This is a genomic window from Jonquetella anthropi DSM 22815 (genome assembly GCF_000237805.1).
Classification (GTDB): domain Bacteria; phylum Synergistota; class Synergistia; order Synergistales; family Dethiosulfovibrionaceae; genus Jonquetella; species Jonquetella anthropi.
Window position 1 is genome coordinate 995647 of record NZ_CM001376.1, and the last position, 19359, is coordinate 1015005.

19 protein-coding genes and 1 pseudogene are annotated in these 19359 nt (G+C 57.8%); 14 read left to right on the forward strand and 6 right to left on the reverse strand.

Annotated elements, in window-relative coordinates:
- Positions 1–280: 280 nt before the first annotated feature.
- The 14 genes and pseudogenes from JONANDRAFT_RS04580 to JONANDRAFT_RS08380 all read left to right on the forward strand — a co-directional run bounded on the left by JONANDRAFT_RS04580 (position 281) and on the right by JONANDRAFT_RS08380 (position 12925).
- Positions 281–1675 (forward strand): FTR1 family iron permease, encoded by a 1395-nt coding sequence (locus JONANDRAFT_RS04580; RefSeq protein ID WP_233417387.1) that lies wholly within the window; start codon positions 281–283, stop codon positions 1673–1675.
- A 75-nt stretch (positions 1676–1750) separates the two neighbouring features.
- Complete coding sequence (locus tag JONANDRAFT_RS04585) at positions 1751–2356, forward strand: iron transporter (RefSeq protein WP_008521352.1); 606 nt, start codon at positions 1751–1753, stop codon at positions 2354–2356.
- Between the two features lie 164 nt (positions 2357–2520).
- On the forward strand, positions 2521–3735 hold the full coding sequence (locus JONANDRAFT_RS04590) for a Fe-S-containing protein (RefSeq protein WP_008522967.1): 1215 nt from the start codon (positions 2521–2523) through the stop codon (positions 3733–3735).
- Between the two features lie 13 nt (positions 3736–3748).
- Complete coding sequence (locus JONANDRAFT_RS04595) at positions 3749–5035, forward strand: ABC transporter permease (RefSeq protein WP_008521354.1); 1287 nt, start codon at positions 3749–3751, stop codon at positions 5033–5035.
- Positions 5025–6233, forward strand: a complete 1209-nt coding sequence (locus tag JONANDRAFT_RS04600; RefSeq protein ID WP_008522970.1) for an ABC transporter permease — start codon at positions 5025–5027, stop codon at positions 6231–6233. Before JONANDRAFT_RS04595 ends, JONANDRAFT_RS04600 begins: the two co-directional genes overlap by 11 nt.
- A gap of 2 nt (positions 6234–6235) precedes the next feature.
- Entirely contained in the window at positions 6236–6928 is a 693-nt protein-coding gene (locus JONANDRAFT_RS04605) for an ABC transporter ATP-binding protein (protein ID WP_008522972.1), read from the forward strand.
- 10 nt (positions 6929–6938) lie between these two features.
- Positions 6939–7352, forward strand: a complete 414-nt coding sequence (locus tag JONANDRAFT_RS04610) for an FMN-binding protein (RefSeq protein ID WP_008521357.1) — start codon at positions 6939–6941, stop codon at positions 7350–7352.
- 44 nt (positions 7353–7396) lie between these two features.
- Positions 7397–8599 (forward strand): ABC transporter permease, encoded by a 1203-nt coding sequence (locus tag JONANDRAFT_RS04615; RefSeq protein WP_008521358.1) that lies wholly within the window; start codon positions 7397–7399, stop codon positions 8597–8599.
- A gap of 314 nt (positions 8600–8913) precedes the next feature.
- Entirely contained in the window at positions 8914–9330 is a 417-nt protein-coding gene (locus tag JONANDRAFT_RS04620; RefSeq protein ID WP_008522974.1) for a DUF4418 family protein, read from the forward strand.
- 1 nt (position 9331) lies between these two features.
- Positions 9332–10537 (forward strand): ABC transporter permease, encoded by a 1206-nt coding sequence (locus tag JONANDRAFT_RS04625; RefSeq protein ID WP_008522976.1) that lies wholly within the window; start codon positions 9332–9334, stop codon positions 10535–10537.
- A gap of 1 nt (position 10538) precedes the next feature.
- Positions 10539–11234 carry an ABC transporter ATP-binding protein gene (locus JONANDRAFT_RS04630; protein WP_008521361.1) on the forward strand — a complete coding sequence of 232 codons (696 nt, stop codon included), beginning with the start codon at positions 10539–10541 and terminating at the stop codon, positions 11232–11234.
- A 102-nt stretch (positions 11235–11336) separates the two neighbouring features.
- Positions 11337–11612, forward strand: a pseudogene (locus JONANDRAFT_RS08560) (helix-turn-helix domain-containing protein); the annotation flags it as partial.
- A gap of 90 nt (positions 11613–11702) precedes the next feature.
- Entirely contained in the window at positions 11703–12032 is a 330-nt protein-coding gene (locus JONANDRAFT_RS08375; RefSeq protein ID WP_233417388.1) for a helix-turn-helix domain-containing protein, read from the forward strand.
- A 35-nt stretch (positions 12033–12067) separates the two neighbouring features.
- Positions 12068–12925, forward strand: a complete 858-nt coding sequence (locus tag JONANDRAFT_RS08380; RefSeq protein ID WP_233417434.1) for an IS3 family transposase — start codon at positions 12068–12070, stop codon at positions 12923–12925.
- A 103-nt stretch (positions 12926–13028) separates the two neighbouring features.
- Here JONANDRAFT_RS08380 and allB read toward each other — a convergent pair whose 3' ends face one another.
- From allB to JONANDRAFT_RS04670, 6 genes are all read right to left on the reverse strand, one after another.
- Complete coding sequence (gene allB / locus JONANDRAFT_RS04645; RefSeq protein WP_008522980.1) at positions 13029–14387, reverse strand: allantoinase AllB; 1359 nt, start codon at positions 14385–14387, stop codon at positions 13029–13031.
- A 34-nt stretch (positions 14388–14421) separates the two neighbouring features.
- Positions 14422–15141 carry an ABC transporter ATP-binding protein gene (locus JONANDRAFT_RS04650; RefSeq protein ID WP_008522981.1) on the reverse strand — a complete coding sequence of 240 codons (720 nt, stop codon included), beginning with the start codon at positions 15139–15141 and terminating at the stop codon, positions 14422–14424.
- Positions 15141–15923 (reverse strand): ABC transporter ATP-binding protein, encoded by a 783-nt coding sequence (locus tag JONANDRAFT_RS04655; protein ID WP_008521368.1) that lies wholly within the window; start codon positions 15921–15923, stop codon positions 15141–15143. The genes JONANDRAFT_RS04650 and JONANDRAFT_RS04655 overlap by 1 nt, the downstream gene beginning before the upstream one ends.
- The gene (locus JONANDRAFT_RS04660) at positions 15920–16966 is read right to left on the reverse strand and encodes a branched-chain amino acid ABC transporter permease (RefSeq protein WP_008522982.1); all 1047 of its coding nucleotides are present in this window, start codon (positions 16964–16966) and stop codon (positions 15920–15922) included. The genes JONANDRAFT_RS04655 and JONANDRAFT_RS04660 overlap by 4 nt, the downstream gene beginning before the upstream one ends.
- Before the next feature lie 9 nt (positions 16967–16975).
- A complete protein-coding gene (locus JONANDRAFT_RS04665; RefSeq protein WP_008522983.1) occupies positions 16976–17833 on the reverse strand; it encodes a branched-chain amino acid ABC transporter permease in 858 nt (285 codons plus the stop codon).
- A gap of 81 nt (positions 17834–17914) precedes the next feature.
- Positions 17915–19108, reverse strand: a complete 1194-nt coding sequence (locus tag JONANDRAFT_RS04670; protein ID WP_035786875.1) for an ABC transporter substrate-binding protein — start codon at positions 19106–19108, stop codon at positions 17915–17917.
- Positions 19109–19359: the final 251 nt, after the last annotated feature.

Consider the following 19359-nt stretch of genomic DNA (forward strand, 5'->3'; position numbering starts at 1 on the left):
CCAGCCCTCTTGACAGCTTAATTAGCAGTGCTAAACTTAGCATCATCAAATTAGCAGTTCTAAACTATCGGCTCGTGGTTTCTGGGCGCATCAAAAGGGCGTCCAGCATACGAAGCCTGTCGGGCCTGGAATTCAGCACTGGTGGAACATTCAGCATAGGAACATCCTCTCTGCGGTTTGTTTCAGCGGTGCCGAGAACTGAACGGCACGTCCGGGATAAGGAGACGGCATGATGCGGGAAAAGAGTATTTTTTGGCGCAGGTGGTCTTTCGGACTGTTAGTGCTGGCTGTCCTCTTCGTTCTCTTCTCAACGGCTCAGGACGCCTCGGCTGCAAAGAAGAAGAAATACGACTCGTGGAAAGACGTGGCCGCGGACATGGCCATTCAGTTCACCCAAGCCCGCGAAAACGTCGAAAAGGGCGACTACAAGGCGGCGTACAAGAACATGAACGACGCCTATTTCGGACACTACGAAATTCAGGGCTTCGAGAAGAACGTCATGTACGCCATTTCGCGCGACCGGGTCAACCTGATCGAAGGCAGATTCGCGGCAATTAAGCACGTTCTGCTGGGCAACAACAACTCAATGGACAAGGCAGCGCTGATCAGCGAGATTGAGGCGCTGAAGGTCAAGGTCTACAAGGACGCGATGGTGCTTGACGGCGATGCTTCGAGCACCGATCCAGACAGCATCGGCGAGGCCGTATACGGCGAGGCGGGAAAGCCCGCTGCTGTCACCGCGGCTGGGACGGAAGGGAAAACGGAGACCGTTGCGAAGACCGCCGAACCCGCGGAGCAGACGGCACAAACTGCGCCGGCCGCATCGGCTGCTGCCCCGACGGCGCCGAAGAAAGCACCTGTCAACAGGGATTGGGTGACGTTCCTGACTGCTTTCGGCCTGCTGATCCGCGAAGGTCTTGAAGCTATCCTCGTCATCGTCGCCATCGTGGCGTACCTGATAAAGACGAACAACAGCTCAATGCTCAAGAGCGTCTACTGGGGTTGCTTCGCGGCGATTCTGGCCAGCGCGGCTTTGGCGTGGGTCCTTGAGTACATGATGGGCGACGCCAGCGGCGTGGCGCGGGAGCTGCTCGAGGGCTGGACCATGTTCCTCGCCGTGGCGGTCCTGTTCTACGTGAGCAACTGGATGCTTTCCAAGGCAGACACAGAGCGCTGGGAAAGCTACATCGGCGGCAAGGTCCAACAGTCCATCGACAAGAAGAGCCAGTGGACGCTGATTTTCGCCGCGTTCATCGCCGTCATGCGCGAAGGCGCCGAGCTGATCCTGTTCTACAAGGCGGCATTTACCGACGGCATGGACAACACGACCTACATCGTTTACGGCATCGTCGCCGGAGCGGCCGTGTTGGTCGCCGTGTGGATCGCGTTCCGTTACTTCAGCGTCAAGCTGCCTCTGAAGCCTTTCTTCCTATTTACCAGCATCCTTCTTTTCCTGATGTGCATTTCCTTCATGGGCAAGGGAGTCCTTGAGCTCACAGAGGCCGACGTGATCACCGGCCGGACGGTTATCCCGTCGATGAACGGCTTCTCCATCGACATTCTGAACATCTACGACCGGGCCGAGACGCTGATTCCTCAGGTCATGATTCTCATCGCGTCGCTGTGGATTACCCTGCCCCACATGTTCCGGAAGAAGGATAAGGGCAACAAGTAGCTTTCACCTTTTGGAAGATTCCGCATGAGCGGAACTTTAATAGCAACATCATTTTATTTTCAGGGAGGTTTTTTGATGAAAAAGTCGTTTGTTGCGTTGCTTTCATGCTTTGCCGCTTTGGTTTTTGGCGCCTGCGCCATCGCTGCTCCTGCTGCTCCCGTTGCTGACAAGCCCGGCGAGAGCGGATTCGTTGAGATCCCCATCGGCGAGGAGCAGCAGGTCGGTCCGTACAACGTCGCAGCCGTGTATTTCCAGGCCGTTGATATGTACCCCGCTGGCAAGAACCCGTCCCGCGAGGAGTCCGATATGCACCTGGAAGCCGATATTCACCTGCAGCCTGAATCTGCCGCCCTGTACGGCTTCGGCAACGGCGAAAACATTTGGCCGCCCTATCTGACGGTGAAGTACGAGATCCTCAACAAGAAGAAGGACGTCGTGATGTCTGGCTCCTTCATGCCGATGAACGCTGATGACGGCCCGCACTACGGCGCCAACATCAAGAAGGGCCTCAAGGTCGGCACCTACACGCTGCGCCTGACCATCAACCCGCCCACGGATTACCTCTTCCACACTGACCCGGAGACCGGCGTGCCCGCAAAGGAAAACGCAAAGGATTTCTTCAAGTCCTACACCTGCGAGTTCGATTGGAAGTACACTGCTGAGCAGCTTCAGAACCGCTAAGCCATCAGCGTAAGCGTTAAAGAGTCTATATGTTCACACGGCGGGGAGCTGCTTTTCCTGAAATGGCAGGCAGCGCCCCGCTTTAGCTGTTTTTAGATCGGGGGCGCAGTCCCATTTTTAAATATCTTGTCGCGGTCACAGACCAGCTTGCTTCTCTCTCGTTTTTGACCGGCTTGATTCTCAGCTTCTCCCTGAAGGACAGAGAAAAAACTGGCCGCCTCTTTGCGTGGGCGGGCATCGTGGTCGGCCTTCTTGTCGGCGGCGTCCTGTTTGGCGTGCGCGCGCACGACCCAAAGGGCATGAACATCGCTCTGATACAGCTCAACCGCTGGCTTGTGGTGGCTGTCGCCGCGGCAGCCGGAACCGCGTTCCTCTGGTCACTGATCTCTCTGTTTCCCCGCCGAGTCTCCGGGATCTGGAAGTCGTTGGGAATCCTGCTGTTCGCCGTTCTCACGGCAGTAGCGTTTACCTATCTGATTCCGCCGGTCATTCAATTCACGCAGGAATTTGTCTACTTCGGCGAAAGCGGCATCAGCACGAAGGCGCTGCTGCGGGCCATCGGTTTCGCGCTCGGCCTTTTCCTCTGCCTGCTGCTGGCGCTCAGCTCCTTTAAAGTCCACCGAGCTCTCAGCCCTCGCGGCGCCGTCCTTTTCCTTGCCCTTTCTTCCCTGCTGTTCTTCGCTGAGTACGGCGTTCGAGCGGTCGCCTCGCTGCAGCGGCTGAAGGTCATTCCGCTGTCCGACTTCGTCTTCTCGATCATGGAATGGGGCGACGCGTTTGAAAACTCCTTCCTCTTCGCCCAGTTGGCCGTCGGTCTGGTCATGCTCCTGTGGGTCATCGCGAGCCACAGGCACCCGACCGGCGAGTTCCCCAACCGCGCCCTGCTCCGCAAGGAAAAAGCCCGGCTCCGCGGCTGCCGCCGCTGGTCTTGGGGGCTGCTCCTGTGGGGCGCGCTGGTCCTGACAACGGCCACCGTCCTTCGTTATTTTGACACTCGGCCGCCGGCAGAAGTCCAGCCGGAGGCTTACGAAATGCATGACGGGATCATTCAAATTGAGCTTGCTAAGGTTTCTGACGGCCACCTTCACAAGTTCTCATACGTCACGCCGAACGGCTATGACGTACGCTTCCTCGTCGTGAAGAAGCCTGCCGGCAACGCTTACGGCGTCGGATTGGACGCCTGCGAGATCTGCGGCATCGCCGGCTACTTTGAGCGGGGCGACGAAGTGATCTGCCGCCGGTGCGACGTGGTCATGAACAAGAACACAATCGGTTTTAAGGGCGGCTGCAACCCAATTCCTTTCCCCTATGACGTCAACTCGGGCCGGATCTACATCGACGTGAAGGAACTCGAGCGTCAAGAGAAGCGATTCAGATAGGAGGCGAGAGCTGATGTTCTGGAGAATGATTATGCAGACGCTGATCCGTCAAAAGAGCAAAATGCTGATGATCGCCTTCACTGTCGTCCTCGGCGTGTCACTGTCGACGGCCATGATGGACGTGATGCTCGGCGTTGGCGATAAGGTCAACCGAGAGCTGAAGGTCTACGGCGCCAACATCACGGTGCGCCACAAGGACGCCGCTCTGATGAACGACCTTTACGGGCTCCACGAGGGGCTCGGCGTGACGGATAAGTTCCTTTACGAAGAGGACGTCCTGAAGCTGAAGACGATCTTCTGGGGCTTCAACATCATCGACTTTGCCCCGCTTCTGACAGGCCGGGCCGACGTGGACGGCGCCGGAGAGGTTTCGGTCATCGGGACGTGGATGGAAAAGCACGCCCAGCTGAACACAGGCGAAGAGGTCAACACAGGCCTGCGCCCGCTGCGCAACTGGTGGCAGATTAGCCTGAAAGGCGACTGGATCGGCGAAAAAGACGACGGATTCGTCATGCTCGGCAGCGCCTTGGCCGCCCGGCTGAAAGCCGACGTCGGGTCAACGCTGACTTTAGTCAATAACGGCGTGACCAAGAAGGTCACGGTCAAGGGGATCTTCACCGACGGCGGGCCGGCAGACGGCCGGGTCTTCGGCACGCTCAAAATGGTTCAGGAGCTGATGAACCTTCCGGGCAAGGTCTCAAGCATTGAGGTTTCCGCTCTCACCACGCCAGACAACGACTTGGCCCGCAAGGCCTCTCAGGATTTCAAGAGCCTGACGCCTGAAGAGTACGAAACGTGGTACTGCACCGCCTACGTCAGCGCCATATGCCATCAGATTCAGGAAGTCATCCGCGACGGCGTGGCCCGCCCGGTTCGGCAGGTCGCCGAGTCAGAAGGGACGATCCTCAACAAGACGACGCTGCTGATGATCCTGATCACGATCCTCAGCGCCATCGGTTCGGCGCTGGCCATTTCCAACCTGATAACCGCCAGCGTGATCGAGCGAAGTCAGGAACTTGGCCTGCTGAAGGCCCTTGGAGCGCATAACTACCAGATCGTCCTGCTGGTGCTCGCTGAGGTCATGCTGACCAACTTATTCGGCGGCGTGGTAGGTTACGGGCTCGGAATCGGCTTCGCTCAGATCATCGGGCAGACCGTGTTCGGCTCCTACATCGAGATCGCCCAGATGGTCGTTGTGATTGTGGCTGTGATCCTCTTCTTTGTTACGCTGTTCGGCAGTATTCCGGCGATTCGCTATCTGCTGAACCTGAAACCTACGGAGGTCCTCCATGGCAAATAGAAGACAGAAGATGTACCTCAAGATGGTGACCAGTTCGCTGATCCGACGCGCCTCCCGGCTGATTATCGCCGTGCTGGCCATCGCCATCGGCGCCACCATCCTGTCAGGCCTGGTGACGATCTACTACGATATTCCCCGTCAGCTGGGACGCGAGTTCCGATCATATGGCGCCAACCTGCTGATCCTCCCGAAGGGCGATACCAAAATAAGCCGTGATGATCTCGTGCAGCTTCGCAGCCTGATCGGCAGCGACCGTATCGTGGGAATGGCGCCCTACCGCTATCAGACGGTGAAAATCAACGAACACCCCTATATCATCGCCGGCACAGACCTGCCGGAGGCAAAGAAAAATAGCCCGTTCTGGTACGTCGAAGGCTCTTGGGGAAATGCCGACGAGCCTGACAAGGTCATGGTCGGCAAGGAAATTGCCAAAACGCTGAACCTGTCGCTAGGCGATACCTTTACCGTGCTGGGAGTGAAGTACGGCAAGCACGCTGAGGCGTCGGGCCAGAACCTTTCCGCCGTGGAGAACCAGGAACGCGACGAGGGCGACCAGAACTTCTCCAAGAAGCTGTCCGTCTGCGGCATCGTCACCACCGGCGGCGCTGAAGAGGGCTTCATCTTCGCCGACGTCAACATGCTCGACAGCCTGATCGGCGACAGCTTTCACGGCGACGTGGTTGAGTGCAGCGTCGTCGCCGACGGCGAACAGATGGAGAAGCTCACTGGGACGCTGCAGGCAAAGATGTCTGACATTCAGCCCCGCTCGGTGCGGCGCTTGACCCAATCGCAGGATATCGTGCTGGGCAAGCTGCAGGCTTTGGTGCTGCTTGTCACCGTCGTCGTCCTGATTATCACCATGATCTCGGTCTACACGACCATGATGGCCATGGTGGCCGAGCGGCGGCGCGAAATCGCCTTAAAGAAAGCTCTCGGAGCTGAGAACCGGCTCGTCATGGGCGAACTGCTCGGCGAGGGCGCCTTTTTAGGCCTGATCGGCAGCGCCTTCGGCGTGTTCCTCGGGTTTGAATTTGCCCAGCGCGTCAGCCTGAACGTCTTCGGCCGGGCCATTAACTTCCCGTGGCCTATCATCCCCATTACCATCGCTGTCTTCATCGCGATCACCGTGCTCGCCTCAATCCTTCCCGTGCGCCGGGTAATGGACATTCACCCTGCCATTGTGCTCAGAGGAGAATAAAAGTGGCTACGATTCTTGAAATGAAGAACGTCTCAAAGATTTACGGCGACCTGCACGCCCTGTCGCACATCAACCTGAACGTGAACGAGGGCGACTGGGTGTCCATCATGGGGCCGTCCGGCTCGGGCAAGACGACCATGCTCAACATCATCGGCTGCATGGACACGCCCTCGGAAGGAAGCGTGGTTCTTGACGGCGTCGACATCAGCCGCGAGAACGCCAACAACCTGACCAAGATCCGCCGGGACAAGATAGGCCTGATCTTCCAGCAGTTCCACCTGATCAGCTACCTGTCCGCGCTGGAAAACGTCATGGTCGCTCAGTACTACCACAGCATGCCCGACAAGGACGAGGCCATGGAAGTGCTTGAGAAGGTCGGCCTTGGCCGCCGGGCTCATCACCTGCCCGCTCAGCTTTCGGGCGGCGAGCAGCAGCGCGTCTGCATCGCCCGCGCCCTGATCAACTCGCCTCGGCTGCTCCTCGGCGACGAGCCGACGGGCAACTTGGACGAGGAGAACGAGCGCATGGTGGTCGACATTTTCCGCCGCCTGCACAGCGAAGGAGCCACCATCATCGTGGTCACCCACGACCCGGAAGTGGGCGACGTGGCTCAGCGCAAGATCGTCCTCGAATACGGCAAAATTGTGCAGGACATAGACCAGCGCGCCAACTTCAGCGGCGTACTCAAAGTTTAGGAGGCCCAGCATGAAAAAAGTTTGGATTTCCATCGTCGCTTTGGTCGTAGTCCTCGCCGTTGTCTTCGCCCTGAAGGGGGGCATTTCCGGCAAAACCTACCGGGACGGCACCTACGAGGGCGCGTACGAGTCAAGCGACGGGCAGCGCACCAGCGTCACGCTGACCATTAAGGACAACAAAATCGTCGACTGCAAGCTGGACGCCCGCGACGCCTTGGGCAACGTCAAAGACGAGAACTACGGCAAGGGCGGGACGGCCGAGGATTTCCGGCGAGCCCAGCTTTCCGTGCGGGAGATGAAGAAATACCCCGACATGCTGCTCGAAACGCAGGATATCGACAAGATGGACGCCCTTTCCGGCGCGACGGTCACCTTTAAGGCGATGCAGATTGCGGTCCACGAGGCGCTGAAAAAGGCGAGGTAGGGCGTGAAGGATTTTATTTGTTTGGTCCGCAGGACGTTGCTCGAATGACCGCGGCCCTTGGAATTTTCAGCATCGCAAAAAAGAACATTCGGCGGCGGCCTTGGCGGAGTTTCTGCCTGACGGCGACCGTTCTGCTCCTCTCCTGCTTCCTCTTCGCGGGGACAGCGCTGACAGTCAGCCTTGCCCGCGGCGCCCAGAGCATGGGCGACCGCCTTGGAGCGGACATTATGGTCGTCCCAGCCGGCTTTGACCCGCATATCGACGATATTATCCTTTCGGGCAGGCCGTCGAGTTTTTACCTTCCTCACGACGTCATGGAACGGCTGAGCGCGATAGAAGGCATCGACCGGATGACGCCGCAGACGTTTCTTGCGACGCTCCGGGCTTCGTGCTGCTCCTACCCGCTCCAGCTGGTCGGCATCGACTACCAGACGGACTTTCTCATCAAGCCGTGGCTGAACGAGACGCTGCGGCGGGACCTGAAAAAGGGCGAGGCCATCCTTGGACACCGCGTTTCGGGCGAGCCGGGCGACACGCTCCACTTCTTCGGCGTCGACTTGAAAATCGCCGGCCGCCTGGAACAGACCGGCATGGGGTTCGACGCCACCGTCTTCATGACCCGCGAGACCATCGCGGACTTAGCAAAGGCGGCGGAGAAAATTTTTCAGCACCCGCTCAGCAAGGACGGCAGCCTGATTTCTACCGTCATGCTGAAGCTTCGGCCGGGGTACGACTCGGTCGCCGTGGCGCAGAAAATCAACGCCCAGCTGAACGACAGCGATATTTTCGCGCTGTTCAGCAAGAAGTTCGTGAACAGCATTACATCGTCGCTCACGCTGGTGTCGTGGATGATCCGCGGAGCCGTCGGCCTGATCTGGCTTCTAGCAGTGTTTATCATCGCGCTGCTCTTCTCCGTGACGGTCAACGAGCGAAAAACTGAGTTGGGCGTGCTTCGGGCCATCGGTGCGAGCAGGGGCAAACTGCTGCGGCTGGTACTGGCCGAAGCCTTTTTGATCAGCTTTTACGGCGCGACGACCGGCGCGGCTCTCGGCGCTTTGATCGTTGCCCTCGTCAGTCCAGCTGTGACGGCGGCGCTGAAACTGCCGTTCCTTCTGCCGTCCTTCGGCTCTTTAGCCGTCTTGCTTCTCGGCGCGGTCGCCGCGTCGGTGCTCACCGGCGTTTTCGGGGCAACTTTTTCCGCGCGCCAAGCCGCCAAGACGGACATTTACGAGACGCTTCGATCGTGATTCGCCAATCGAAGTGACTCCCTTTTTAACAAACAGCAACAAACCAAATCAAAACAAATAAAAACAATGCTTCGTTTTAATGGAAACGAGCCGATTTGCGTCAGCTCGCGCCGCTGCTGATTTTGCCGCGGCGCCTACGCGTTCCGGCGGGAATTTATTGGTGAAAAGAGGCGCCTGACGGACGAGGGGTCCTAAAAGTTACGACAGGGCGCCGCAAGACAGAGAGGGCTGTCCTTGCTTACAATGATGCTAAACGTTTCTTCTTTCAGCCAGCGCGCTGAAAATATCTCTCTCTTCTGAGGAGGATGGTTCAAATGCACAAGAAGCTCTCTCTGCTCCTTCTGGTTCTCGGAGTGATCCTCGCTTTGGCCTCGTTCGTCCTGTTCCCCATCTGCTCCAAGCTGATGGCTAACGGCGGGCACATGAAATGCTGGTATTCGGGGATCTTCGTCACCGTCATGGGCGGAGTTGTCGTCCTGTCGTCGCTGATCTCTTTGACCGGCCGCCTTCTGCCGCTGTGGTACATCGTTTCCGGCGCAGCCGCTTTGCTGTGCTGGCTGGTGCCGAGAGGGATCGTCAAAGTCGCCGGCGACGGCTGGGCCTGCGGCCTCTGCGGGAACCCCGAAATGGCCTGCCATGCGACCGCCGTTAAAGTGGACTGGATCGCCGGGGCAATCGTCCTCTTCTGCGTCATCGGGCTCCTGACCAGCTTTGTCCGCGGCAATCGGTAATATGATTCGGCTTACTCCCTTGGGGATCGCCCTGAAAAACATCCGGCGATCCCCTCGGCGTAGCCTGTGCCTGATTTTAACGGTACTGCTTCTGAGTTTCTTTATGTTCGCCGGATCTGTCGCGTTTTTCGCCATGTCCGACGGCATGAAGAGCGTGTCAGATCGGCTTGGCGCCGACCTGATCGTCGTTCCTATGGACTACACCGCCAAGGTTGAGAACTTGCTTCTCACCGGGGCTCCGAGCACGTTTTTCCTTCCTAAGGACGCAGAAGAACAGCTGAAACGTTTTAGCGACGTCATCGAAGCCTCGACGCCGCAGGTTTTCTTGGCCACTCTCAGCGCGTCCTGCTGTGCCTCCCCGCTTCAACTGATGGGAATTGACAGCAAGACTGACTTTCTCATCAAGCCGTGGCTCGTCTCCTCCACATCCCGAGAGCTGGAGGACGGGCAAATTATCGTTGGCAACAACGTCAACGCGGAAACAGGCGGCACGCTGAAGTTCTTTAACCGCCCCTACACGGTGGCCGGCAAGCTCGCCAAAACCGGCATGGGCTTTGACGACTCGGTCTTTATGACCCGGAATACGCTCTGTCAGGCTGCCGTTGACGCCAGTTTCCTGCTCAACTCGCCGTTGGCAAAGGATAAGTCGCTGGTATCCGCCGTGATGGTCCGCCTCAAGCCGGGACAAGACGCCGCTGACCTCGCTATGGACATGAACCGAGCCCTGAACCGCGGCGGCCTGTACATCATGTGCAGCCACAGCTTCATCAATGGCATGAGTGTGACGCTTCGGGGCGCGGCCAAATTCGCCCTGTGGGGCGGCGCGATTCTCTGGCTTTTGGCTGCCTGCGTGATCTCGCTGCTCTTTTCAGTCAGCCTGAACGAGCGCCGCTCTGAAATGGCCATGCTGCGGACCGTCGGTGCCAGCAGCAGCCAGCTGACCTGCATGATTTTGGACGAAGTGCTGATTTTGTGCCTTGAAGGAGCCGTTTTAGGTCTTTTGCTCGGCGCTTTTGCGGCCACCCTGAGCGCGCCGCGTGCCGCAGAGGCCCTCAAACTGCCTTTTTTGCTGCCCCAGCTCAGCGTCCTCCTATTGATCGCGGGAGCGACCGTGCTCCTTTCGGTTTTGACCGGACTGCTTGCAGCGTACCGCGCTGCCCGGCGAGTCAGCAAAGCCGATATTTACTCTACGCTGAGGGGGAACTAAATTGACGCCTATACTGAATCTGAAGGATCTGTGCAAGGAATACACCCGCGGCGGAGGGAAGTTTTTTGCCGTCGACCACGTCTCGCTGACCGTCGAGCCCGGCGACTACGTGAACATCATCGGCCGTTCCGGCGGCGGCAAGTCGACGCTGCTGAACATCGCGGCGGGGATGCTTGCCGCCAGTTCCGGCACGGTAGAGCTGAACGGCGTGAGCCTTGCGGGCAAGAAGGACGCAGAGCTTTCCAGAATCCGCAACGAGCAGATTGGATTTATCCCCCAAGGCGCCTCCGCCCTGCCCAACCTGACCGTGCTGGAAAACGTGCTCCTTCCCTTTTGTCTCTACCCGCGGGGCGGCGACGGAGAAGGCTCGGCCCGACTGCTTCTGGAGCGTTTCGGTATTGAGAACATGGCCGATGCCTACCCGAGCGAGCTTTCCGGCGGCGAGTTGCGGCGCGCGCTCATTGCCCGCGCGTTGGTCAACCACCCGCAGCTCCTCATCGCCGACGAACCCACGTCCGACTTGGACGTCGAGTCGACTCAAGGCATCATGGAAGAGTTTTCCCGGCTGAACGCCGAGGGCATGACGATCCTGATCGTCTCCCACGACTTGGACACGCTGCGGTACGGCAAGCGCGTCTACAGCATGTCCGAGGGAAAACTGACCGAGGGCAACCTGTTCGCACCGCTCTCCAACTAGACAAAATAACAATTAGACAAATAACAAAGGCGCTGCTCAAAAAATGATATGCTCCCCCCAAGTAGGACAGGGAAATATAAAACCTACTTGGGGGGTATTTCTATGCCCAGAAAAAGCAAGATAGACTCAGCTTTGAAAATATCTCTAGTTGAAAGCTATCTCCGAGACGAAATCAGCTGCACAGAAGCGACAAGGCAAGCGGGGCTTAGGGGCCGCGCATCGTTTAGGAGTTGGGTCCGGATTTACCAAAATGAAGGTCCCGGAGGATTGCTCGCTCAATCGAGAAACAGACATTATTCACAGGAGCTGAAATTGGCTGCCGTTCATGCCTATCTGAGCGGAGAAGGATCCTTAACGGAGACGGCGTATCGCTATGGCTTACGGTCAAAAGCTCAACTTCAAAGCTGGATACAGGCATATACTACTCATGGATGGATCCAATCGCGCACAAGCGGAGGAGGCAGCTCCATGAGAAAAGCCAGACAGACAACCCAGGAAGAACGCCTTGAAATCGTACGGTACTGCCTTGCTAAGGATAATAATTATGGAGCGACGGCGCTGAAATATAACTGTTCCTATCAGCAGGTGCGCAACTGGGTGCTCCGTTATGAGAGCATGGGCCCCGCCGGCCTTGAAGACCGTCGTGGACGGCGGATTGGAACCCTGCCAGCCCGGACACCAGAGGAAAAGCAGCGCCACAGGATTGCAGAACTGGAACGCAAGAACCGCGACCTTCAGATGGAGAACGACCTGTTAAAAAAAATCAGAGAGTTAGAGATGAAAGATCGCTCTCTCTGACTCGACATCCCTACAAATACCAAGCGATCAAAGAACTGACTGAAGCCAAGCACTACCCCCTGCAAAAGCTCTGTCAGTGCCAGCGGCTTTCGCGCAGCGCGTATTATCGCTGGCTTAAAGGTCCTGTCAGCTTCAGTGAGAAGTACAATACCGAGCTCTCCGAGAAGATCAAGGCCATTCATGAGAACCATCCGGATATGGGTTACCGGCGAATCAGGGACGAACTGGAAAGGAATCACGGCATCGCAGTGAACGATAAGCGGGTACTCAGGATCTGTCGCGGAGAGCGTATTCAATCCACGATCAAGTGGAGGCCAAAGAGCTGCACCAGAAGCAGCCAAGACCCTGCACATATCGCCAAAAACTATCTCAACCGTGACTTTCACGCAGACGCACCGAACGAGAAATGGCTGACGGATGTCACTGAGTTCAAGTATTACGTCGGGGGGAACGCTCACAAAGTATATCTGAGTGCCATACTGGATCTCTATGATCGCAGGATCGTGGCATATAAAATCGGCGAGCATAATGACAATCCGCTGGTTATGAGCACGTTTGATGAAGCTGTAGAGCGTGAGCCCGAGGCACATCCATTGTTTCACAGTGACCGAGGCTTCCAGTACACGAGCAAACAGTTCTCGGGGAGACTAAAGAGAAACCGAATGAAGCAGAGCATGTCCAGAGTAGCCCATTGCATTGACAATGGGCCTATGGAAGGCTTCTGGGGGATCCTGAAGCGTGAAATGTACTACAGGAAACGCTTCACCTCAAAGATGGATCTGGTGAAGACCATAGAGTCATACATCAGGTATTACAACACAGAGCGGTTCCAACGGAAACTGAATCTGATGACACCTGCCGAATACCATGCAAGCTTCTATACTGCGGCGTAAAAGAACCGCCAGCCGATTACTCGACTGGCGGTACGGGACTTTTTGATTTTTCACTGTCCTATTGACGGGGAGCAGACCAAAATGAGCAGCGCCTTTCTCGTGTTCAGTTCTTAGATAAAACCGGCGTCACGAGCTGTCCGCCGGACGGAAAAACGATCTTTTCTCCGTCCCAGACGACCTGCCCGCGGCGAATCGTCGTTTTCACCGCGCCCTTGCCGCAGAGCCCGACGAACGCGGAGAGTTGGTTCAGGTACAGCAGGTCTTCAGCCCGAATCGTCCAGCTCTCTTCTGGGTCAAGCAGGAACAGGTCCGCGTCGAATCCCGGCAGAATAGCGCCCTTCTGTCCCCAAAGTCGGAAGACCTTGGCCGGGCCTTCCGAAAGCCGAGACGCCACCATGACCTCGTCGTACCCGCGCTGGCGGGCGCCGCTGTAAAACGCCTGAACAAGGCTTTGAATGCCGCTGATGCCGCCCCAAGCGCTGAAGACACCTTTTTCTTCGCTCTTCTCGTCTTCCCGACAGGGCGAATGATCGGACGCGACGCAGGACAGCGTTCCGTCAGCCACGTAACGCCACAGCCGCTCTCTGGCTTCTTTCGTCCGAAGCGGCGGCGCGCATTTAAAGAGCGTCCCTTTTTCCAGCAGGTCGTCTTCGGTGAAGACCAGATAATGGCTGCAAGTCTCGGCGGTGATCCGCACGCCCTCTTTCTGGGATTGGGAGATCATCTCCGCCACGTCGGGGTGGCTCACGTGGCAGATGTGAATCCTCACGCCGGACTCTTTTGACAGCTCGATCAGGCTCGCCACGGCGACCAGCTCAGCCACGACCGGGCGGGAATCCAAGAAGTCCCGGCGTCCCGTCTTTCCGGCCTCGATAGCCAGCTTCTCTCCCCGCTTGATGATGGAATAGTCTTCCGCGTGGAAGCCGATTAGCCCGTCGAACCTTTTGACAATTCCCATGGCCTGACGGATGACGCCCATGTTAAGCGTCTGATAGTCCGGCGAAACGGGACCGACAAAGACCTTGAACGCCGGGGCGCCTTTGGCGTGGAGACCTTCCAAGTCGGCCAGATTGTTTTCCGTTAGTCCGCCCCAAAAGGCGAAGTCAACCGCCGCTTGAGGCCCGACGATGGAATTTTTGCGGTCAAACAGCTCGACCGTCGTCAGCGCCGGTTCGTTCTGCAAGGGCATGTCGACGATCGTCGTTACCCCGCCGGCGGCCGCCGCGCGGGTAGCATGTCCGAACGTCTCCCGCCACGTGAACCCCGGATCGTTCAGGTGAGCGTGCACGTCGATCGCCCCGGGGAAAACGAAACGTCCCGCCGCTTGAATCGACTGCCGCGCGGGAGCGCCGCTTTCCCCGCAGGTGACTGCGGCAATTTTGCCGTCCTGAACGAGAACGTCGCCGGTAAAAACCCCTTCCGGCGTGACGATCTGTCCGCCAGATACTACCAAGTCATACATAGGGAACCTCCCTTTTTAAAGCAACTTGCCAGTCTTACTCTACCTGCCCGCCCAAGTAGGCCTTCTGAACGCGCTCATCGTTTCTCAGCGCCGCCGACACCCCTTCAAGAGCGAGCTTCCCTGTCACCAGCACATACGCCCGGTGCGACACCCGCAGGGCCATTCGGGAGTTTTGCTCCACCAGAATAATGCTCACGCCTTTTGTCTCGTTAATCGCCGTAATCGCCCGGGCGATCTCTTGGACGAACAGCGGCGCGACGCCTAACGACGGCTCGTCGAGAAGCAGAAGTTTCGGGTCGGCCATCAGCCCGCGCCCGATGACGAGCATCTGCTGCTCGCCGCCGCTCATCGTGCCGGCGGCCTGATTGATTCGTTCTTTCAGCCGCGGGAAGTGGTGAAATACCTGCTCGATCGACTCGTCGATCTTCGCTTTGTCGCGGCGCAGGAACGCGCCTATCATCAGGTTCTCCTTCACCGTCATCAGAGGAAAAACGTGACGGCCCTCGGGAACCATGGTGATGCCGCGCTTCACAATCTCTTCCGCCGAAAGGCCGTCGATCCGCTCGCCTTCAAAGCGAATCTCGCCCCCGTTCAGCTTGATTAAGCCGGTAATCGCCCGAAGAACCGAGCTTTTCCCGGCGCCGTTCGCGCCGATCAGCGTCACAATCTCGCCGCCGTCAACGTTCATTGAAATGCCATGAACGGCTTTGACGCAGTCGTAATCGATGTACATATCAGAACACTGCAGCAGCATCAGCCGTTCACCTCCTCGTCTTCCCGGCCGAGGTACGCTTCGATGACCTGCTCGTCCTTCTGTATTTCTTCCGGCGTCCCTTCCGCGATCTTGTGGCCGAAGTTGAGCACAATAATTCGGTCGCTGATGGACATGACGGCCGCCATATCATGCTCGACCAGCAGAACCGTCACGCCTCGGGAGCGAATCCCCTGCACCCGCTTCATGCCTTCCAGCGTCTCTTCCGAGTTCATCCCAGCGAACGGCTCGTCGAGGAGCAGGATCGTCGGCCTAGCGGCAAGACCAATGGCCATGCCCAAGGCCCGCAGGTGACCATGCGGAAGCGCCGACGCCTCCTGATCCTTCACCTCTCCAAGCCCAATATAGTCGAGAATTTCCCTAGCGCTCTCGGCGAACTTCTCCTCATCGGCCCGAGCCGTCGAAGTGCCGAAGAAAAAGCCCGGCAGGCCGGCGCGGCTTTGCAGGTGGTGCGCCACAATCACGTTTTCCAGAGCGGTCATGTGACGGAAGATCGTCGTCTCCTGAAAGGTCCGAATAATCCCCTTTCGGGCGACCAAGTGCGGCGCCAGCGATGTGATTTCCTCGCCGCGGAAGAGAATATGGCCCGACGTCGCCTTGAGGAACGACGAAAGCAGCTTGAACAGCGTGCTCTTGCCCGCGCCGTTGGGGCCGATGATGCTCAGGATTTCCCCCTCGCGCACGTCAAAAGACACGTCGCTGACCGCGGCCAGACCGCCAAAGCGTTTTGTCAGGTTTCGCACTTCCATCAGCGGCGCCGTCATGACCTAACCTCCTGATCGCTCGTCTCCTTCGCGTCCGGCCTCTCGTCCACGGGCACGACGCAGACCAACTTTTTGCGGAACCACGGAAGCCGCAGGCTCAGCAGTCCGTTCGGCAGCCACAGCATCATGCCGATCATGATCAACGAATAAATCAGCGGCTGATACTGATTCAGCCCCTGCAGCGCCTCAAAGCTCAAGAAGAGGACGAACGTTCCGGCTAGAGCGCCCCACACGCTTCCCAGGCCGCCCAAGAAACAGTACAGCAGGAAATAGGTGGAGTCCTGAACCGTGAACGTCGCCGGGTAGACGCACTGCTGAAGCGTCACGAAGAACGAGCCGCCGAGGCCGGCGAACACGGCGCATATTCCGAACGCGATCACGCGAAGCCGCGGAACGTCAACGCCGAACGACGACGCCAGCTCTTCGTTCTCCTGCAGCGACCTAAGCAGCCAGCCCAACCGGCTGTGAACCACCCGGTACAGCACGGCAAAGCAGAACAGCAGCAGCACCGCGCCTAGGTAGTAATAGGCCAAGTGCTTGTCGACCGACGCAAAATCGGGAATCAGTGTCAAGTCGCCCAGCTTCACGGCGCCAGGCATGGGGATATTCAGAATCCCCTTGGCGCCGTTGGTCAGGCTGGGGAAGCTCTGAGCCGCCAGCCGGGCCGTCTCGGTGAGACACAGCGTGATCATGGAGAAGTAAACGCCCTTGAGCCGCAGCAGCGGAAGCCCCACGATCACTGCCGCCGCCACGGTCACGGCGACCGCGCCGAGCGACGCGAGCCAGAACGACAGCCCTATCTTCTTCATCAAAATAGCCGCCGTGTAGCCGCCGATCAGGGCGAACGCGCCCTGACCGATATTGATCCGCCCGATATAGAACATCAGCCAAACGCCGGCGCTGATCACGCTGAGCACCGACGCCTGAGTCAGGACGCCCAGAAAATAGGGGTGTCCTCGAAAGACAAGGGGAATAACGACCAGATAAACCGCCAATATCAGAAGAAGAGCCGCAAATTTTCCGGTAGATCTCTGTTTGTTCATGCTCCGCTCCTAACTGGACTTGCCCATCAGCCCGTTAGGCCTCAGCGACAGGAAAATCATCAGCCCAACGAAAATGATCAGGTAGGTCTCGCCACCGGGGAACAGGTAATATCCCCACGCCTCAAGCATTCCCAGAATAAACCCGCCCAGCAGAGCCCCGGAAACTGCTCCGGCCCCACCGATCATCACCATGATGAACGCCTTAATCGAAATGCCGTTGCCGATCCCCGAGTCAACGCCTGAAATCGGCACCAGCAGCGACCCGGCGACCCCAGCCAGCAGAGCGGCCAGAGCCCAGCCGAGAACCGCATACCTGTCCACGTTAATGCCCATCAGCCGAGCCGTCGGCGCGTCCTGAGCCATAGCCCGCAGCGCCCGCCCCGGCTTGGTGTACCTCATGAACAGAATGAAAATCCCGATAAACGCGAACGCCAGGGCGATCACCAGCAGCCGCCCCTTGGGCAGGAAAGCGTTCCCGATCCGGTAAACGCCGTTCACTACCGCCGGGACGCCGCGGTGTTTTTCGCCGAAAAATATCAGCGCCAGACTTTCAAGAAACGTCGCCGTACCGGCTGAAAGCAGCATGCTGCTTTCTTCTCTCAGACTGTAGCGCAAGACCGGCTTGAACAGAAACACCTGAAACAGCACGCCGACAGCAGCCAGCGAAAGCGCCGACGCGGCGATCGCGACAGGATACGGCAGTTTCATCATGCCGTAGACGTAATAGGTGACGAAGCCACCTAGCATGTACAGCTGGCCGTGGGCGAAGTTCATCACGTTCATCAGGGCGAAAATCAGCGTCAGGCCCAGCGCGACAAGGGCGTACTGCATACCGGTATAAAGGCCGTTCCACAGAACTTGTTCCAAAGGCGCACCCCCTCCGACAATTAAACAGACCAGTCACGCAAAAAGGGGCCGTCAAAAGCTGACGGCCCCCAGCATGTCAGGTTACTCAGCCGAGCCGACAAAGAGCGTCTTAAATTCGCCGCCCTCGTACGTCACGATAACCATCGGGACAGAAAACTGGCGCTTCTGCTGGAAATACTTCTCGCCAATGTAGTGAAGTGGAGCCGCGTCGCCCTTGATGTACGGGTTCGGAATCGAGAAGGTGTTCATCGCTGCCTTAAACTTCTCCACGTCGTTAATCGCCTCGGGGCCGGCCGCCTTGATCGTGTTCAGAATATAGTCCAACGCGTAAACCTTCGTCCCTGCCTCGTCGTTCCACTCGCCGGCGATCTTCTCATACCGCTTGATGAACTCGTTCATGTAGTCGCTGCGGATTTCAGGGGTGCTCGCGCCGCCGACCGAGATGAAGCCGTTCGCCGCGTCGCCAGCCAGTTCGGAGATGACCTTGGCATCCTGGGCGTTCTCGGCGCACATGAAACCCTGATAGCCCAGCTCGCGGGCCGTCTTGATCAGAAGGGGCGTGTCAGCCGGCGCCGGACCGGACAGGACGAGCAGGTCGGGGTTTTTCGCCACAATGCTCGTCATGACCGGGAAGAAGTCGGTCGTGCCGGTCTCGTACGTGTCCTTATCGGAAAGGACTTCAAGCCCAAGCTCCTTAGCGGACTGCAGGCTCTCTTCTCTCATCGTCAGCGACTCGGTGTCGTTGCGGGCCACAAAGGCGATCGTCTTGATGCCGTGTTCCTTCATCAAATACTTGAAGATCACCGGCCCAGCCTGATACGACGCGATCATGCCCAGAATCGAGTTGCTCGCCGGCGGAGTGTACAAGGCCTTCGGGAACGCGTAAGGAATGCTGATCGCCCCGCCCTTTTCAAGGACCGGCACAATCGCCATCGACGTGGGGGCGATGTTGGGACCGATAATGTAGTGGATTTTTTCCTCGTAAATCAGCCGCTCTGCGCCGGAAATAGCCACCTTCGGGTCGTTTCTGTCGTCGACCGACACGATCTTAATCTTGTACTTCTCGCCGCCGATCTCAAAGCCTCCCGCCTCGTTGATCATCTCAGCGGAAGCCTCGGCGCAGTACCGATTCACCAGCCCCCAAGAGGCAGCGGAGCCGCTCATCACGCCCAAAACGCCGATCTTCAGGACTTTTTCCGCCGCAACGGCCCCGCTCACTGCTCCCAGCACTGCTACCCCAGCCAACAACGCTGCCAACGACTTCTTCACAAACATCGCCTCCTCTTTCAACCTTCTCAAAGCTCACATCGTGATTTTTGGAACTTATTGGCCTTATCTTACCGGCCGGTCTCACTCTCTTCATCATCGCCTGATAACAAAAAAACTTGATATTTTTATTAGTTCTTCCATACTTTGGCTGATTTCATAAGGGTGATTCATTTTTTTGTTATATGGTTTCGCAGCTTGCGGCCGAATCATACTTTTCAACAATTCCTCACGCCCAAGCCTGTTTTTTCTTTATTTTT

Coding starts and splice junctions, on each gene's coding strand:
- JONANDRAFT_RS04585 (WP_008521352.1), top strand. CDS start 1,751: ATGAAAAAGTCGTTTGTTGCGTTGCTTTCATGCTTTGCCGCTTTGGTT.
- JONANDRAFT_RS04595 (WP_008521354.1), top strand. CDS start 3,749: ATGTTCTGGAGAATGATTATGCAGACGCTGATCCGTCAAAAGAGCAAA.
- JONANDRAFT_RS04600 (WP_008522970.1), top strand. CDS start 5,025: ATGGCAAATAGAAGACAGAAGATGTACCTCAAGATGGTGACCAGTTCG.
- JONANDRAFT_RS04610 (WP_008521357.1), top strand. CDS start 6,939: ATGAAAAAAGTTTGGATTTCCATCGTCGCTTTGGTCGTAGTCCTCGCC.
- JONANDRAFT_RS04615 (WP_008521358.1), top strand. CDS start 7,397: ATGACCGCGGCCCTTGGAATTTTCAGCATCGCAAAAAAGAACATTCGG.
- JONANDRAFT_RS04620 (WP_008522974.1), top strand. CDS start 8,914: ATGCACAAGAAGCTCTCTCTGCTCCTTCTGGTTCTCGGAGTGATCCTC.
- JONANDRAFT_RS04625 (WP_008522976.1), top strand. CDS start 9,332: ATGATTCGGCTTACTCCCTTGGGGATCGCCCTGAAAAACATCCGGCGA.
- JONANDRAFT_RS08375 (WP_233417388.1), top strand. CDS start 11,703: ATGAGAAAAGCCAGACAGACAACCCAGGAAGAACGCCTTGAAATCGTA.
- allB (WP_008522980.1), bottom strand. CDS start 14,387: ATGTATGACTTGGTAGTATCTGGCGGACAGATCGTCACGCCGGAAGGG.
- JONANDRAFT_RS04650 (WP_008522981.1), bottom strand. CDS start 15,141: ATGCTGCTGCAGTGTTCTGATATGTACATCGATTACGACTGCGTCAAA.
- JONANDRAFT_RS04655 (WP_008521368.1), bottom strand. CDS start 15,923: ATGACGGCGCCGCTGATGGAAGTGCGAAACCTGACAAAACGCTTTGGC.
- JONANDRAFT_RS04660 (WP_008522982.1), bottom strand. CDS start 16,966: ATGAACAAACAGAGATCTACCGGAAAATTTGCGGCTCTTCTTCTGATA.
- JONANDRAFT_RS04670 (WP_035786875.1), bottom strand. CDS start 19,108: ATGTTTGTGAAGAAGTCGTTGGCAGCGTTGTTGGCTGGGGTAGCAGTG.